The 15,687-nt window shown below is 68.9% G+C and carries 11 protein-coding genes and 1 tRNA gene; 9 read left to right on the top strand and 3 right to left on the bottom strand.

Features of this window, described 5'->3' with window-relative positions; all coding sequences use genetic code 11:
* Nucleotides 1-53: 53 nt before the first annotated feature.
* The gene (gene lgt, locus E0H45_RS24715) at nt 54-1,067 is read left to right on the top strand and encodes a prolipoprotein diacylglyceryl transferase (RefSeq protein WP_202872504.1); all 1,014 of its coding nucleotides are present in this window, start codon (nt 54-56) and stop codon (nt 1,065-1,067) included.
* Complete coding sequence (locus tag E0H45_RS24710) at nt 1,060-1,785, top strand: VIT1/CCC1 transporter family protein (RefSeq protein WP_238155250.1); 726 nt, start codon at nt 1,060-1,062, stop codon at nt 1,783-1,785. The genes lgt and E0H45_RS24710 overlap by 8 nt, the downstream gene beginning before the upstream one ends.
* On the opposite strand, the gene E0H45_RS24705 is transcribed toward E0H45_RS24710, so the two are convergent.
* Nucleotides 1,746-2,795: a 1-aminocyclopropane-1-carboxylate deaminase gene (locus tag E0H45_RS24705; protein ID WP_131341470.1), complete on the bottom strand. Its 1,050-nt coding sequence runs from the start codon at nt 2,793-2,795 to the stop codon at nt 1,746-1,748. The two genes, E0H45_RS24710 and E0H45_RS24705, sit on opposite strands and share 40 nt — an antisense overlap.
* A gap of 26 nt (nt 2,796-2,821) precedes the next feature.
* Here E0H45_RS24705 and E0H45_RS24700 point away from each other — a divergent pair, with 26 nt between their 5' ends.
* Nucleotides 2,822-3,610 carry a protein kinase family protein gene (locus E0H45_RS24700; RefSeq protein ID WP_131341467.1) on the top strand — a complete coding sequence of 263 codons (789 nt, stop codon included), beginning with the start codon at nt 2,822-2,824 and terminating at the stop codon, nt 3,608-3,610.
* Here E0H45_RS24700 and E0H45_RS24695 read toward each other — a convergent pair.
* Together E0H45_RS24695 and E0H45_RS24690 are read right to left on the bottom strand one after the other, a co-directional pair.
* Nucleotides 3,535-4,365: an aminoglycoside phosphotransferase family protein gene (locus tag E0H45_RS24695; protein WP_165546585.1), complete on the bottom strand. Its 831-nt coding sequence runs from the start codon at nt 4,363-4,365 to the stop codon at nt 3,535-3,537. The genes E0H45_RS24700 and E0H45_RS24695 overlap by 76 nt on opposite strands.
* A gap of 51 nt (nt 4,366-4,416) precedes the next feature.
* Nucleotides 4,417-5,253: a phosphotransferase gene (locus tag E0H45_RS24690; protein WP_131341461.1), complete on the bottom strand. Its 837-nt coding sequence runs from the start codon at nt 5,251-5,253 to the stop codon at nt 4,417-4,419.
* Nucleotides 5,254-5,503: 250 nt separating this feature from the next.
* Here E0H45_RS24690 and gltB point away from each other — a divergent pair, with 250 nt between their 5' ends.
* The 6 genes from gltB to E0H45_RS24660 all read left to right on the top strand — a co-directional run bounded on the left by gltB (nt 5,504) and on the right by E0H45_RS24660 (nt 15,673).
* Nucleotides 5,504-10,042, top strand: coding sequence for a glutamate synthase large subunit (gene gltB, locus E0H45_RS24685; RefSeq protein ID WP_202872503.1), 4,539 nt, complete (start codon nt 5,504-5,506; stop codon nt 10,040-10,042).
* A complete protein-coding gene (locus tag E0H45_RS24680; protein WP_131341460.1) occupies nt 10,042-11,508 on the top strand; it encodes a glutamate synthase subunit beta in 1,467 nt (488 codons plus the stop codon). The genes gltB and E0H45_RS24680 overlap by 1 nt, the downstream gene beginning before the upstream one ends.
* Nucleotides 11,509-11,602: 94 nt before the next feature.
* The gene (locus E0H45_RS24675) at nt 11,603-13,153 is read left to right on the top strand and encodes a metallophosphoesterase family protein (RefSeq protein WP_131341457.1); all 1,551 of its coding nucleotides are present in this window, start codon (nt 11,603-11,605) and stop codon (nt 13,151-13,153) included.
* A gap of 99 nt (nt 13,154-13,252) precedes the next feature.
* A complete protein-coding gene (gene pyk, locus E0H45_RS24670) occupies nt 13,253-14,704 on the top strand; it encodes a pyruvate kinase (RefSeq protein ID WP_131341455.1) in 1,452 nt (483 codons plus the stop codon).
* 58 nt (nt 14,705-14,762) lie between these two features.
* On the top strand, nt 14,763-15,491 hold the full coding sequence (locus E0H45_RS24665) for a pentapeptide repeat-containing protein (protein WP_131341453.1): 729 nt from the start codon (nt 14,763-14,765) through the stop codon (nt 15,489-15,491).
* 99 nt (nt 15,492-15,590) lie between these two features.
* Nucleotides 15,591-15,673: transfer RNA gene (locus E0H45_RS24660), tRNA-Leu, on the top strand.
* The last annotated feature ends 14 nt before the right edge of the window (nt 15,674-15,687 follow it).

Here is a 15,687-nt window from a genome sequence, read left to right as displayed (position 1 = left end):
GACCGTGCGTTTCTGGCCGTGCTCTGGTGGGTCGAGTAGCGTTCCCCCTTGCCATGTCTAGTCTGCTTCCCGCCGTGATGGTTCCGGCGTTCATCCCGAGTCCGAGCCAGGGTGTTTGGCACCTCGGCCCCCTGCCGATCCGCGCGTACGCGCTGTGCATCCTGGCCGGCATCTTCGCCGGCTACTGGCTCGGCCGCCGGCGCTGGGTGGCGCGCGGCGGCTCGGCGCCGGTGCTCGCCGACATCATGTTCTGGGCGATCCCGTTCGGGCTGATCGGTGCGCGGATCTATCACGTGATCACCGACGCCGAGCTGTACTTCGGCGAGGGCAAGCACCCGATCGACGCGTTGAAGATCTGGCACGGCGGACTCGGTGTCTGGGGTGCGGTCGGCTTCGGCGCGCTCGGCGCCTGGATCGCCTGCCGGCGGGCCAAGGTGCCGTTCCTGGCGGTCGCGGACGCGATGGCGCCGGGGATCGCGCTGGCGCAGATCTTCGGCCGGTTCGGGAACTACTTCAACCAGGAACTGTTCGGCGGCCCGACGACCAAGCCGTGGGGTCTGGAGATCGCGACGGACCACCGGCCGGCCGGGTACGCCGACTTCGCGACCTTCCACCCGACGTTCCTCTACGAAGCGGTCTGGAACCTCGGCGTGATCGCGCTGATCCTGCTCGTCGAGCGCCGGTTCAAACTCGGTCACGGACGGGCGTTCTTCCTGTACGTCGCGGCGTACACCGCCGGCCGCGCGTGGATCGAACACATGCGTATCGACACCGTGAACCACTTCCTCGGCCTGCGGCTGAACGTCTGGACCGCGATCATCCTGTTCGTGCTGGCCGTCGTCGCCTTCGTCATCAGCGCCCGCAAGTACCCCGGCCAGGAAGACATCTCCACCGGCCCCGCCGCCGGCGAAACCCCCACCACCGACGAGCCCGAAGCCACCGCTGACAAAGCTGACGAGGCTGACGAGGCTGACGAGGCCGACGAGGCTGACGTCGCTGACGAGGCGACCCCGGCGAAGGCTGTGAGCAGCAACGGCTCCGACTCCGACGACGGGTCTCGTGACTGAGACGCCCGAGGTTTCTGCCGAGCATCACGGTGACCACACGCACCGTGATGTGAACGGCGGCTGGCTGCGTCCGGCGGTGTTCGGCGCGATGGACGGCCTGGTGTCGAACTTCGCGCTGATCGCCGGCATGGACGGCGGCACCAGCTCCGGTTCGAAGTTCATCGTGCTCGCCGGACTAGCGGGCCTCGCGGCCGGCGCGTTCTCGATGGCGGCGGGGGAGTACACCTCGGTCGCCTCCCAGCGCGAGCTCGCCCGCGCGGAGATCGAGGTCGAGCGCGCCGAGATCAAGAAGCACCCGCTCGACGAGGAGATCGAGCTCGCCGAGACCTACCGGGCGAAGGGCCTCGACCCGGACCTGGCCAGCAAGGTCGCGAAGCAGTTCCACGCCGACCCGGACCAGGCCCTCGAGGAGCACGTCCGCGAGGAGCTCGGCATCGACCCCGGCGACCTCCCGAACCCGGTGATCGCGGCCGCGTCGTCGTTCGTCTGCTTCGCGATCGGTGCCTTCGTCCCGCTGGCGCCGTACCTGTTCGGGGCCGGCAGCGTCCTTCCATCGCTGATCCTCGCTCTGACGGCCCTCTTCGCCTGCGGCGCCGTCGTCTCTCGCGTCACCAGCCGCTCCTGGTGGTACTCCGGCCTCCGCCAACTCTTCCTCGGCGCCGCAGCCGCCGCCCTCACCTACTTCGTCGGCACGCTCGTCGGTCCCGGAATCGGTTGAGTGTGCGTGAACAAGCTGCTGTAGGCGTTCAGGGCGGGTTGGCCGCCGAGGTGGGCGTAGAGGACGGTTGAGTCCTTGGGGATGTCGCCGGTGCGGATCAGGTCGATCAGGCCGGCCATGGACTTTCCTTCGTAGACCGGGTCGATGATCATCCCCTCCAGCTGACCGGTCAGCCGGATCGCGTCGAGGGTCGACTGCACGGGTACGCCGTACTCGTCGCCGGCCCAGCCCTCCAGGACGGTGATCTCGTCGGCACGGAGGTCCCGGTCGAGGTCGATCAGCTCCGCGGTGGCGCGGGCGATCCGTTCGACCTGGTCGCGGGTCTCCTGGAGCTTGGCGCTCGCGTCGATCCCGATCACCCGCCGTGGGCGGTCCTGGCCCGCGAACCCGGCGATCATCCCGGCGTGCGTCGAGCCGGTCACCGAGCAGACCACGATCGTGTCGAAGAAGACCCCGAGCTCCTGCTCCTGCTGCTCCACCTCGTACGCCCACTGCGCGAACCCGAGCCCGCCGAGCCGATGGTCCGAAGCACCGGCCGGGATCGCGTACGGCGTGCCGCCGCGAGCCTCGACGTCCGCGAGCGCCTGCTTCCAGCTGTCCTTGAACCCGATCCCGAACCCGGCCGGATCGAGCCGCACCTCGGCGCCCATGATCCGGCTGAGCAGGATGTTCCCGACCCGGTCGTTGAGGGCGTCCGGCCAGTTCACCCAGTTCTCCTGGACCAGCACCGCCTTCAGCCCGACCTTCGCCGCGACCGCGGCCACCTGGCGGGTGTGGTTCGACTGGTACCCACCGATCGACACCAGCGTGTCGGCGCCCTGCGCCAGCGCGTCCGGGATCAGGTACTCCAGCTTCCGGGTTTTGTTCCCGCCGTACGCGAGCCCGGAGTTGCAGTCCTCCCGTTTCGCCCACACCTTCGCCCCACCCAGGTACGCCGAGAGCCGCTCCAGCGGATGCACCGGACTCGGCCCGAACAGCAACGGGTAGCGCGAAAAATCACTGAGCCCCATCAGTTCCTCCAACTACGATCGGCGGAATGTTCCCCGGTGAGATCGATGTCCCTCCGGCCACGTACCTCGATCAACTAGGCACCATCTTCACCCGCTTCGACACCCAGGACTCCGGAAACGTCGCGTACGGCGTGCAGACCGCCGACGCCCGGTACTTCGTGAAGACCGCCGGCGACCCGGCGAACACCGAGCCGTACCTCGACTTCGCCGACCGAGTCACCCTCCTCCGCAACGCGATCGAGCTCGCCCACTCGGTCGACCACCCGGCGCTGCCGACCCTGCACGCCGTGATCGAGTCCCCGACCGGTCCGCTCCTGGTCTACGACTGGCGCGTCGGTGACCCTCTCCACAACCCGGCTGTCCGTGAGCGCTTCCAGGCCCTCCCGACCGAGGAGATCCTCACCGCTCTGGACACCCTCTACGACCTACATGCCGCCTTGGACGCAGCCGGCTGGATCCAAGGCGACTTCTACGACGGGTCCTTGCTCTACGACTTCACAACCCAACGCCTGACCGTCATGGACCTCGACTCCTACCACCGCGGCGCCTACCGCAACACGATGGGCCGCATGTTCGGCTCCACCCGCTTCATGGCCCCCGAGGAACTCGCCCTGGGTGCCCCCATCGACACCCGAACCACCGCCTACGCCCTCGCCCGCGCCGGCCTGATCTTCCTCCCCGACCCGCCACCGGCGCTCGAAGACGTTCTCATCGAGGCGACGACCGCGCGGTTCCCGACCTATCGGGCGTTCCACGAGGCCTGGCTGACCGCTTCGTCGACGACCGCCGACAGGTCGATCAACCGCTCCAGGTGAACCCCGGGGTCGGGTTGATCGAGCGCCCACGCCGCGCGCGCGACCAGAGTGACGGCAGCAACCAGTACGGCGCCTCGCCGTACCAAATCGGCCGGCCACGTAGCTGCGCTGCCGGCTTGGTAGGCGGCCACCAGATCCGCGATCGGTGTCGGGGTGAACTGCAACAGGTACCCGAGGTCGAAGCCCAAAGCGCCGACGCCGAATTGATCCCAGTCCACCGCGATGACGTCGTCGCCGTCTGTCCGGAGCAGATTGGGTGGATGCGCATCGCCGTGGACGAGCAGCTGTGGCAGTCGATCGAGCTCGGACATCACCTCGGACCGGTGGCTCCACAGTTGGTGGCCGGAACGCCGTACGTCGGCGGGCAGAACCTCGGCCGTTTCGAGCGCGGCCCAGCCACCGTGCTGCTGATCATCAGCCAGCCGGTCGCGCAGGATCCGCCGCGCGAACCAGTCGGCGGGCTCCAGCCGATTCAGGGCGAACCGCCCGAGCGCGGCCGCCGCGTCGGAGGAGGTGAGCGGAGTCGGCTGGGCGGCGTCGGTCCAGAGCGTGATGCCGTCCGGATCGCTGTCGACCTTCACACAGCGGGGTGCGCGCAGCCCGACGGTCAGCTCGAGCAGACCACTGGCGGCGACATCGGCTTGGCGGCGCCAGTACGCGTAGTGGCTCGGCCGCTCCTCGCCGGGCACCAGGCGCTTGGCGACGAACCCCTCGGGCGTACTCCACACGCCGCCGTCCGCCCGTCCGTTGCCCACGCTCAGCAGGACCCAATTGCGCCTCGGTTGCCAAACCATCGCGCAGATTTATCACCCGATTGGTCCACTCCACCCGGCCGCCTCTTCGACAACTGCGGACAGGTCGAGCATGCGTCTCACGTGATCGCCGGGATGCGTTTGTGTGAGCGACCAGGCTGCGCGTGACACAACGGTGTACGCCGCGGTCAGTACGGCTCCACGTCGTACAGCAGCCGCGTCACCGCCGTGCGCGTCGACCAAGGCGTCCAGCGGAACCTCGACCGCGAGCGCCAGGTAGCCGAGGTCGAAACCGAGCGGGCCCAGCCCGAACTGCTCCCAGTCGATCGCGACCACGTCGTCACCGGCGCGCCCGAGCAGGTTCATCGGATGCGCGTCACCATGTGTCGGCACCCGAGGTAGGTCATCTAGCACCGCTAGCGCGCGGTCCCGCAGTCTCCACAGCTCGTCGATCGCGGGCGAGGCGAGTCCCGCCCGGTCCAGCGACGCCCACCCACCGCGCCGCTCCACAGTCCCCAGACGGTCACGCAGTACGTCGCGAGCACCCCAGCCAGGCTCTGCCAAGGAGCAGCGCGCAAACCGCCCCAGCGCCCCGGCCAGCGCCTCGGGAGCCCACTCAGCGGGAGGCGTGTACGCCATCCGCAGCGTGATGCCGTCAGCATCCCGCTCGACATCCAGGCAGGCGGGTGCGCGAAGTCCCGGCGTACCCGCGACCACACCAGATTCGGCCACCAGCGCCTGTCGTTCCCAGTAGGCGTGGTGACGGGGGTTTTGTACGCCGGGAACCAGGCGCTTCACCACTTCGCCGTCGGGGGTTCGCCAGACGCCGCCAGTAGCTTGGCCGGTGCCGGCCGTGAGCGGTTGCCAGTCGGGGGACGGGTACCAGGGCATAGGGCTTGCCTATCAGGATCCCGCGGTCTCAGTAGGTGAATTTCCGGGGCTGTGGGTGGTTGGGATGGGAGCAGGCTGGGATGATGGGAGGCTAGTAGTGAACGCTTGCTTACGGAGGGTCATCAAGGCGTTGCGCAGTGGACAGGAAGTCCAACTGGCGGGCGTCATGAGGTAGTCTCGGGACTCCCGGCTTGGGCCAGTGTTGTCCCGCGGCCAGTTGTGTTGACCGTAGGACGACGGGAGCTCCTGAATGTTTGGTGTCCCCCCTGCCCAAAACCGGCACCGCCCGAGCGAGGGTCTGTACGACGGAGCCCACGAGCACGACGCTTGTGGGGTCGCTTTCGTCGCGACCCTGACCGGTGAACCGAGCCACGACATCGTGGCCAAGGCTTTGACCGCCCTGCGGAACCTCGAGCACCGTGGTGCGTCCGGTGCCGAGCCCGATTCCGGCGACGGCGCCGGAATCCTGATCCAGGTACCGGACGCGTTCTACCGCAAGGTGTGCGAGTTCGAGCTGCCGGCGCCGCACAGCTATGCGACCGGTATCGCGTTCCTGCCGGCCGATGCCGACGACGCCGCGAAGGCGATCGACCGGATCGAGGAGCTGGCGGACGAGGAGCAGCTGACGGTGGTCGGCTGGCGGGACATCCCGACCACGCCCGGCCTGCTCGGCGCGACCGCGCGTTCGGTGATGCCGACCTTCAAGCAGCTGTTCGTGACCGCGAAGGCCGGCCGCGTGCTCGGCCTGGCGCTGGAGCGGATGGCGTTCCGGCTGCGGAAGCGGGCCGAGAAGGAGACCGAGACCTACTTCCCGTCGCTGTCCGGCCGGACCATCACCTACAAGGGGATGCTGACCACCGACCAGCTGGACAAGTTCTTCCCCGAGCTGACCGACCCCGACCTCGCCTCCGCGATCGGGATCGTGCACTCGCGGTTCTCCACGAACACGTTCCCGTCCTGGCCGCTGGCCCACCCGTACCGGTACATCGCCCACAACGGTGAGATCAACACCGTCCAGGGCAACCGGAACTGGATGCGCGCCCGCGAGGCGCTGCTCTCCAGCGACCTGATCCCGGGTGACCTGGAGCAGCTCTACCCGATCTGTACGCCGAGCGCGTCGGACTCGGCGTCGTTCGACGAGGTTCTGGAGCTCCTGCACCTCGGCGGCCGCTCGCTGCCGCACGCGATGCTGATGATGATCCCGGAGGCGTGGGAGAACGCCGCCACGATGGACCCGCAGCGGCGTGCGTTCTACGAGTTCCACTCGACGCTGATGGAGCCGTGGGACGGCCCGGCGTCGGTGGTCTTCTCCGACGGCACCAAGGTCGGCGCGGTCCTGGACCGCAACGGCCTGAGGCCCTCGCGGTACTGGGTGACCGACGACGGTCTCGTCGTACTCGCCTCCGAGGCCGGTGTCCTCGACATCGACCCGGCGACCGTGACCGAGAAGGGCCGGCTCGAGCCCGGCCGGATCTTCCTGGTCGACGTCGACGCGCACCGGATCATCACCGACGCCGAGGTGAAGAACGCGCTCGCCGCCGAGCACCCGTACGACGAGTGGCTGCACGCCGGCCTGATCCGGTTCGAGGACCTGCACGAGCGGGAGCACGTCGTCCACAGCCATGCGTCGGTGACCCGGCGCCAGCAGGTCTTCGGGTACACCGAGGAGGAGCTGCGCGTCATCCTCACCCCGATGGCGAAGGCCGGCGCGGAGCCGATCGGCTCGATGGGCACCGACACGCCGATCGCCGTCCTGAGTGACCGGCCGCGGCTGCTGTTCGACTACTTCGCGCAGCTGTTCGCGCAGGTCACGAACCCGCCGCTGGACGCGATCCGCGAGGAGCTGGTGACCTCGCTGTCGTCCAGCCTCGGCCCGGAGTCGAACCTGCTCAACCCGAGCCCGGCGTCCTGCCGCCAGGTGGTGATCCCGTTCCCGGTGATCACCAACGACGAGCTGGCCAAGCTCCGGCACATCAACCTCGACGGCGACATGCCCGGCCTGGCCACCACGGTCCTGCGCGGCGTGTACGACGTCGAAGGCGGCGGCGAGGCACTCCGGACCCGGCTCGACGAGATCTGCGCCGAGGCCGACGCCGCGATCAGCGAGGGTGCCCGCATCCTGGTGCTGTCCGACCGGCACTCGAACGCCGACAGCGCGCCGATCCCGTCGCTGCTGCTCACCTCCGCGGTGCACCACCACCTGGTCCGGGAGAAGACCCGCACCCAGGTCGGACTGGTCGTCGAGGCCGGTGACGTCCGCGAGGTCCACCATGTCGCGCTCCTGATGGGGTACGGCGCGGCCGCGATCAACCCGTACCTGGCGCTGGAGTCCGTCGAGGACCTGTGCCGGCGCGGTACCTACCTGCCCGGCATCGAGCCCGAGCAGGCGATCCGCAACGTGGTGAAGGCGCTCGGCAAGGGCGTCCTCAAGGTGATGTCGAAGATGGGTGTCTCGACGGTCGCGTCGTACACCGGCGCCCAGATCTTCGAGGCGAACGGGCTGTCCCCGTTCCTGGTCGACATCTACTTCACCGGTACGTCGTCCAGGATCGGCGGCGTCGGCCTGGACGCGATCGCCGAGGAGGTACGGCGTCGCCACCTGCGCGCGTACCCGGCCGACGGCATCCTGCCCGCGCACCGCAAGCTCGAGATCGGCGGCGAGTACCAGTGGCGCCGCGAGGGCGAACCGCACCTGTTCGACCCGGACACGGTCTTCCGGCTGCAGCACAGCACCCGGACCGGGCGGTACGACATCTTCAAGCAGTACACGTCGCGCGTCGACGAGCAGTCCGAGCGGCTGATGACGTTGCGCGGCCTGTTCGGCTTCAAGAGTGGTCGCGGGCCGATCCCGATCGACGAGGTCGAGCCGGTGAGCGCGATCGTCAAGCGGTTCTCCACCGGTGCGATGAGCTACGGCTCGATCAGCGCCGAGGCGCACACCACGCTGGCGATCGCGATGAACCAGCTCGGCGGCAAGTCGAACACCGGTGAGGGCGGCGAGGACGCCGACCGGCTGTACGACCCGGCCCGGCGGAGCTCGATCAAGCAGGTCGCGTCCGGCCGCTTCGGCGTCACCGCGGAGTACCTGACGAACTCCGACGACATCCAGATCAAGATGGCGCAGGGCGCGAAGCCCGGCGAGGGCGGGCAGCTGCCCGGCCCGAAGGTGTACCCGTGGGTGGCGAACACCCGGCACTCGACGCCCGGCGTCGGCCTGATCTCGCCGCCGCCGCACCACGACATCTACTCGATCGAGGACCTTGCGCAGCTGATCCACGACCTGAAGAACGCGAACCCGCAGGCGCGGATCCACGTGAAGCTGGTCTCCGAGGTCGGCGTCGGCACGATCGCGGCCGGTGTCTCGAAGGCGCATGCGGACGTCGTCCTGATCTCCGGCCACGACGGCGGTACGGGCGCGGCGCCGCTGACGTCGCTGAAGCACGCGGGTGGTCCGTGGGAGCTCGGTCTGGCCGAGACCCAGCAGACCCTGCTGCTGAACGGGCTGCGGGACCGCATCGTCGTACAGACCGACGGCCAGCTGAAGACCGGGCGGGACGTGATCATCGCGGCGCTGCTCGGCGCGGAGGAGTACGGTTTCGCGACCGCGCCGCTGGTGGTGTCGGGCTGCATCATGATGCGGGTCTGCCACCTGGACACCTGCCCGGTGGGCGTCGCGACGCAGAACCCGGTGCTGCGGGAGCGGTTCTCCGGCAAGCCCGAGTTCGTCGTGAACTTCTTCGAGTTCATCGCCGAGGAGGTCCGCGAGTACCTGGCGGAGCTCGGGTTCCGGACGCTGGACGAGGCGATCGGGCACGCCGAAGTACTGGACATCGAGCGCGCCGTCGACCACTGGAAGGCCGACGGGCTCGACCTGTCGCCGATCCTGCACGTGCCGGCGCTGCCCGAGGGCGCGTCGCTGCACCAGACCGTCGAGCAGAACCACGGTCTGGACAAGGCGCTCGACAACGAGCTGATCCGGATCTGCCGGCCGGCACTCGACAACGGCGAACCGGTCCGGGCGCAGCTCGCGATCCGCAACGTCAACCGGACCGTCGGCACGATGCTCGGCCACGAGATCACCAAGCGGTACCGCGCGGCCGGGCTGGCCGACGGCACCATCGACCTGACCTTCACCGGGTCGGCCGGTAACTCGTTCGCCGCCTTCGTACCGCGTGGAGTCACCCTGCGACTCGAAGGTGACGCCAACGACTACGTCGGCAAGGGCCTGTCCGGCGGCCGGGTCGTGATCCGGCCCGACCGGCACGCGCGGTTCGACGCCGCCGACCAGATCATCGCCGGCAACGTGATCGCGTACGGCGCGACGTCCGGTGAACTGTTCATCAGCGGCGGCGTCGGGCAACGGTTCTGTGTCCGGAACTCCGGCGCGACCGCGATCGTCGAGTCGGTCGGCGACCACGCGTGCGAGTACATGACCGGCGGGCGCGTCGTCGTACTCGGCGCCGTCGGCCGGAACTTCGCCGCGGGCATGTCGGGCGGCGTGGCCCACGTGATCGACCTGGACCACACCCTGGTGAACCCGGAGCTGGTGGATCTGCACCCGGTCACCACGGACGAGTCCGAACTGCTGCACGACCTGGTCCGCAGGCACTTCGAGGAGACCGGTTCGGAACGGGCGGCCAAGCTGCTCGCCGACTGGCCGGCCGCGGCGGCCAGGTTCACCACGGTGATGCCCCGCGACTACGCCCGGGTGCTGGCGGCCAAGGCGGCCGCCGAGCGCGACGGCCTGGACGAGGACGCCACCACGCGAGCGATGATGGAGGCCATCTGATGGCTGACCCCAAGGGATTCCTGACCACCGGACGCGAGGTCGCCGACCGGCGGCCGGTCGACGAGCGGGTGCAGGACTGGAAAGAGGTCTACCCCGGCGGGCCCGGCAAGGCGCTGCTGCCGATCATCACCAAGCAGGCCGGCCGCTGCATGGACTGCGGCATCCCGTTCTGCCACAACGGCTGCCCGCTCGGCAACCTGATCCCGGAGTGGAACGACCTGGTCTGGCGCGACGACTGGTCGAGCGCGATCGAGCGGCTGCACGCGACCAACAACTTCCCGGAGTTCACCGGCCGGCTCTGCCCGGCGCCGTGCGAGACCTCGTGCGTGCTCGGCATCAACCAGGACCCGGTGACGATCAAGAACGTCGAGGTCGCGATCATCGACAAGGCCTGGGAGACCGGTGACGTCAAGCCGCAGCCGCCGGAGTGGCTGACCGGTAAGACCATCGCGGTCGTCGGGTCCGGTCCGGCCGGCCTGGCCGCCGCCCAGCAGCTGACCCGCGCGGGTCACACGGTCGCGGTCTACGAGCGCGCCGACACCCCCGGCGGCCTGCTGCGGTACGGCATTCCCGAGTTCAAGATGGAAAAGCTTCAGGTCGACCGCCGCATCCAGCAGATGAAGGAAGAGGGCACGGTCTTCCGCTCCGGCGTCAACGTCGGCGTGGACGTCACGGGCACCCAGCTCAAGCAGCGGTACGACGCGGTCGTGATCGCCACCGGCGCCACCGCCGCGCGGGACCTGCCGGTGCCGGGCCGCGAGTACGGCGGCATCCACCAGGCGATGGAGTACCTGCCGCAGTCCAACCGGGCCTCGCTCGGACAGACCGTCGAGGACCAGATCGTTGCCACCGGCAAAGACGTGGTGATCATCGGCGGCGGCGACACCGGCGCGGACTGCCTCGGTACGGCGCACCGCCAGGGCGCGCGGTCGGTGACCCAGCTGGAGATCATGCCGCGGCCCTCCGACGACCGCCCGGGCCACCAGCCGTGGCCGACGTACCCGATGATCTACCGGGTCGCCTCCGCACACGAGGAGGGCGGCGACCGGGTGTACGCCGTCTCCACGGTGAACTTCGAGGCCGATGCCGACGGCAACGTCGCGGGGCTGAATCTGGTCGAGGTGGAGTTCAAGGACGGGAAGTTCAACCCGGTCGAGGGCTCCGAGCGCACCATCCCGGCGCAGCTCGTGCTGCTGGCGATGGGCTTCGTCGGCCCGGAGCGCGAGGGCTTCCTCGAGCAGCTCGGCGTCGAGCTCGACGAGCGCGGCAACGTGAAGCGGGACAACCGGTACCAGACGTCGGTCGAGGGCGTCTTCGCCTGCGGTGACGCCGGCCGCGGCCAGTCGCTGATCGTCTGGGCCATCGCCGAAGGCCGCTCCTGCGCCGGCGGCGTCGACGCCCACCTCACCGGATCGTCGACACTGCCCACCCCGATCCCGCCCACCGCCCGCCCCCTCGCAGTCTGACCGCAGCCCCACCTTGGGCCCCAGGCAACCAAAACCCGGCATGGGAAACGGTTGGTCGGTGCTCAAGGTGGGGCTTCTCGGTAGGTTGGTGAGTGTGGTGCTGAGGCTGGTGACGAAGGAGCGGCTGCGGACGGTTGCGCCGTGGGCCGGTTTGAGCCTGCTCTTCGTGCTGACCTCGGTCGTGGTGGGGCTGTTCGGGTTCGTGAACGACTCCGAGCGGGTCACGATCGGTGCCCACGCGGCGACCGTGTCACCGACGTTCGACGGGCACGCGACCCTCGACCTCGGCGCCGTACTGCCGCGGTTGCGGATCCCGACGAACACGCCCGGCGGCATCGGCGTCAACGTCGACGTCCAGGAGACCGACGCCGACAACCTCACCGAGCTGCTCACCCGCGACACCCTGATCGCCTCCCAGCCCGACGGTGAGATCGGGCGGATCAAGCAGGTCATCCAGGAGATGGCGGTCGACAACGCGGTCGCCGGGGCCGGGTCCGGCCTGCTCGTGGTCGTGGTGGTCGCGACCCTGTGGACAGCGCTGGGGGTACGGCGCCGGAGCGAGCTGTGGCACCTGGTCCACCGGCACGAACGCCGTACCGAGCACCGGATGATCGTCATCCTGGTCGCGATGCTGATCACGATCGCGTCGATCTACGGGCCGGGACGGATGCGGCAGGCCGACGTACCGCCGACGCAGTGGCAGCCGTTGTTCAAGCTGCTGCCGGAGATGTCGTTCGACAACCGGCTGAAGACGGTCGAGGTCGCGTCCGGGTTCTCCACCACCGGCGGGGTCGGGGTGATCCGGACGCTGGTCGAGACGTACAAGAAGTCTACCGAGCTGTACGGCGAGCTGAAGGACCGGGTCGCCGAGGTCTCCCCGCAGCTGCACAAGCCGAACGAGAACGAGAAGGTCGCCCTGCTGGTCTCGGACCGGCACGACAACATCGGGATCGACGGCTTCGCGGCCGAGGTGGGCAAGGCGGGCGGCGCCAAGCTGCTCATCGACGCCGGTGACGACACCTCGTCCGGGCAGAGCTGGGAAGCGTTCAGCATCAACTCGCTGCGGCAGCACTTCAAGGACTTCAAGGTGGTCTCGGTGGCCGGCAACCACGACGCCGGCGGCCATGTCGAGGAGTTCATGCGCAAGGCCGGATTCACCGTGCTCGACAGCAAGCCGGTCGAGGTCGAGGGGATCCGGTTCCTCGGCGACAGCGATCCGACCCGCACCGGGCTCGGCAGCGCGGACACCCCGGGCGACGAGACGATCGAGCAGCAGTCGCAGCGGCTCGCGGACATCGCCTGCGACCAGCCGGACGACAAGCGGATCTCGACGATGGTGGTGCACGACCCGTCGTCGTTCGCCGACACCGCCGCCCGGGGGTGCGCGACGCTGCTGCTGTCCGGTCATTTGCATCGTCAGGTCGGGCCCGAACACCGGGTGGTCGACAACCGCGCGGTCACGACGTACACGAACGGGACGACCGGGGGAGCGGCGTACGCCTTCGCACTGGGCTACACGTTGCGCAAACCGGGCGAGGTCACACTGATCACGTACCAGAAGGGGCTGCCGGTCGGCCTGCAGACGGTCACCGCCCAGCCGAGCGGCGACGTGACCGTCGGGCCCTACACCCCCTTGGGTTCTTGACGATTCAGGCGATGCGCCCGCTCGTCTTCAACTGTTAACTGTCCAGTAACGGGGGCGGACCAGCGGACCCAGTGGTTTGCAGGAGTAGGGTTTTGTGACGTGCGTCGCGCAAAGATCGTTTGTACGCTCGGCCCGGCTACGGCCGCCCCGGAGCGCATCACAGAACTCGTCCAAGCAGGTATGGACGTCGCAAGGCTCAATCTGAGCCACGGCGCCCACGCCGAGCATGAGCGCATCTATCAGCGGATTCGGACCGCTGCCGCGGAGACCGGCAAGAACGTCGGCATCCTGGTGGACCTGCAGGGCCCGAAGATCCGGCTGGCCGAGTTCGCCGAGGGCAAGGCCACGCTGACCTACGGCGAGCGCTTCACGATCACCACCCGGGAGGTGCCCGGTGACCAGACCATCTGCGGTACGACGTACGACGGTCTGCCGGGTGACGTCAACCCGGGCGACCAGCTGCTGATCGACGACGGCCGGATCGGGCTCGTCGCCGAGGAGGTCACCGAGACCGACGTGATCTGCCGGGTCACCGTCGGCGGGCCGGTCTCCAACCACAAGGGCATCAACCTGCCCGGCGTCTCGGTCAGCGTGCCCGCGCTGTCGGAGAAGGACGCCGAGGACCTGCGCTGGGCGCTGCACCTGCCGGCCGACATGATCGCGCTGTCGTTCGTCCGGGACGCCGCCGACATCCAGCTGGTGCACAAGATCATGGACGAGGAGGGGCTGCGGCTCCCGGTCGTTGCGAAGATCGAGAAGCCGCAGGCGGTCGCCAACCTGGACGAGATCATCGAGGCGTTCGACGGGTTCATGGTGGCCCGTGGCGACCTCGGCGTGGAACTCCCGCTCGAGGAGGTCCCGCTGGTCCAGAAGCTGATCATCGACCAGGCCCGGCTGAACGCGAAGCCGGTGATCGTCGCCACCCAGATGCTGGAGTCGATGATCTCCGCGCCGCGGCCGACCCGGGCCGAGGCCTCCGACGTCGCGAACGCCGTACTCGACGGCGCGGACGCGGTCATGCTGTCCGGTGAGACCAGCGTCGGGCGGTTCCCGATCGAGACCGTCAAGACGATGGCCCGGATCGTGGAGTCGACCGAGGAGCACGGCCTCGGCCGGGTCCAGGAGATCGAATGGGAGCCGAAGACCAAGGGCGGCGTGATCGCCCGCGCGGCCGCGGACGTGGCGGAGCGGCTGGAAGCGAAGTACCTGATCGCGTTCACCCAGTCCGGTGACACGGCGCTGCGTCTGGCTCGCTATCGCACCGAGGTCCCGCTGCTCGCGTTCACGCCGGTCCCGTCGGTCAGCTCCTGGCTGAGCGTGGTGTGGGGCATCACCACCCACATCGTCCCCACCGTCGACCACACCGACGAAATGGTCCGCCAGGTCGACCAGCGCCTCCTCGAACTCGGCATCCTCAACAAGGGCGACCTGGTAGTCATCGTCGCCGGCTCCCCGCCCAGCATCCCCGGCTCCACCAACGCCCTCCGCGTCCACCGCATGGGCGACGCCATCGAAGGCAACGCCCCCGCCTACCGAAGCCCCAACCCGTAAGACCGGGTGCAGAGAGGCGGGCGGTCCGGTGACCGCCCGCCTCGACTAGCTTCGGTCCGTGGACCATCTCAAGAACGCCCGGTTGCACGGCGAGGACCACCGCGGGTCCCAGGCCGTGGGGCTGCGCTGGACGGGTAGCCGGATCGACGGCTGCGATTTCGGGCGCGCGGCTTTGCGGGATCTGCGGATCTGGGACACAAAGGTCGCGGACTCCTCGTTCGCCGGCGCCGACCTGCGGGACGCCGTACTGGGAAGCTGGCACCGCAAACGCCGCAACGAGTGGCGGCAGGTGTCGTTCGCCGGTGCCGACCTCCGCGGCGCCGTGCTGATCGGCGCACTCTTCGACGGCTGCGACTTCTCGCAGGCCCGTCTCGACGGCGTCCAGTTCGAGCAGTGCGACCTCCGCGACTGCACCTTCGCCGGTGCACTCCGCGACATCGTCTTCGACTGCCGCCCCCGACCCGACTGCCCGGCTCCAGCACCCCTCGTGAACCTCGACTTCCGCGCGACCACCTTCAACGGCGTCGAGTTCTGGGACTGCCACCCCGACAACGTCGTACTTCCCGATGACCCCGGAATCTTCTTCATCCCCAACTACCGCCCCGCCGCCCGACGCGCGCTGGCCGCACTCGAGTCGGACCCCTCACCCGAAGCTCACCTCCTCCGAGCCGAACTGACGAACGCACTCAAAGGCCCCGGCACAGAAACCGGCGCCACCCTGCACAACCACCACGACTACGAGTCCCCAGTCCTAGCCACCCTCGCCCACCACCACCTCACAACCTAGAACTTCGGCTCGGCCGCGCGAGACCTGCGACCTACAGCGCAGGCGGCAGGGCGATGAGCGGAATCGGTCGAATTGCGGCTAGAGTTCTCCTGCAGCCTTGCCGGGTTGGTGGAATGGCAGACACGACGGACTCAAAATCCGTTGCTCGCAAGGGCGTGTGGGTTCGAATCCCACACCCGGCACAAACTGTCGGTGG

The organism is Kribbella soli (assembly GCF_004331345.1).
In the GTDB taxonomy this organism is placed as follows: Bacteria; Actinomycetota; Actinomycetes; order Propionibacteriales; family Kribbellaceae; genus Kribbella; species Kribbella soli.
The sequence above is the reverse complement of the archived record's forward strand: the minus strand, read 5'-3'. Positions and strand labels throughout refer to the sequence as shown.

Bases quoted from the DNA above. Each gene is read 5' to 3' on its own strand.
- E0H45_RS24690 (WP_131341461.1), bottom strand. From the start codon at position 5,253: ATGCCCTGGTACCCGTCCCCCGACTGGCAACCGCTCACGGCCGGCACC.
- E0H45_RS24705 (WP_131341470.1), bottom strand. From the start codon at position 2,795: ATGGGGCTCAGTGATTTTTCGCGCTACCCGTTGCTGTTCGGGCCGAGT.
- lgt (WP_202872504.1), top strand. From the start codon at position 54: ATGTCTAGTCTGCTTCCCGCCGTGATGGTTCCGGCGTTCATCCCGAGT.
- gltB (WP_202872503.1), top strand. From the start codon at position 5,504: ATGTTTGGTGTCCCCCCTGCCCAAAACCGGCACCGCCCGAGCGAGGGT.
- E0H45_RS24680 (WP_131341460.1), top strand. From the start codon at position 10,042: ATGGCTGACCCCAAGGGATTCCTGACCACCGGACGCGAGGTCGCCGAC.
- E0H45_RS24700 (WP_131341467.1), top strand. From the start codon at position 2,822: ATGTTCCCCGGTGAGATCGATGTCCCTCCGGCCACGTACCTCGATCAA.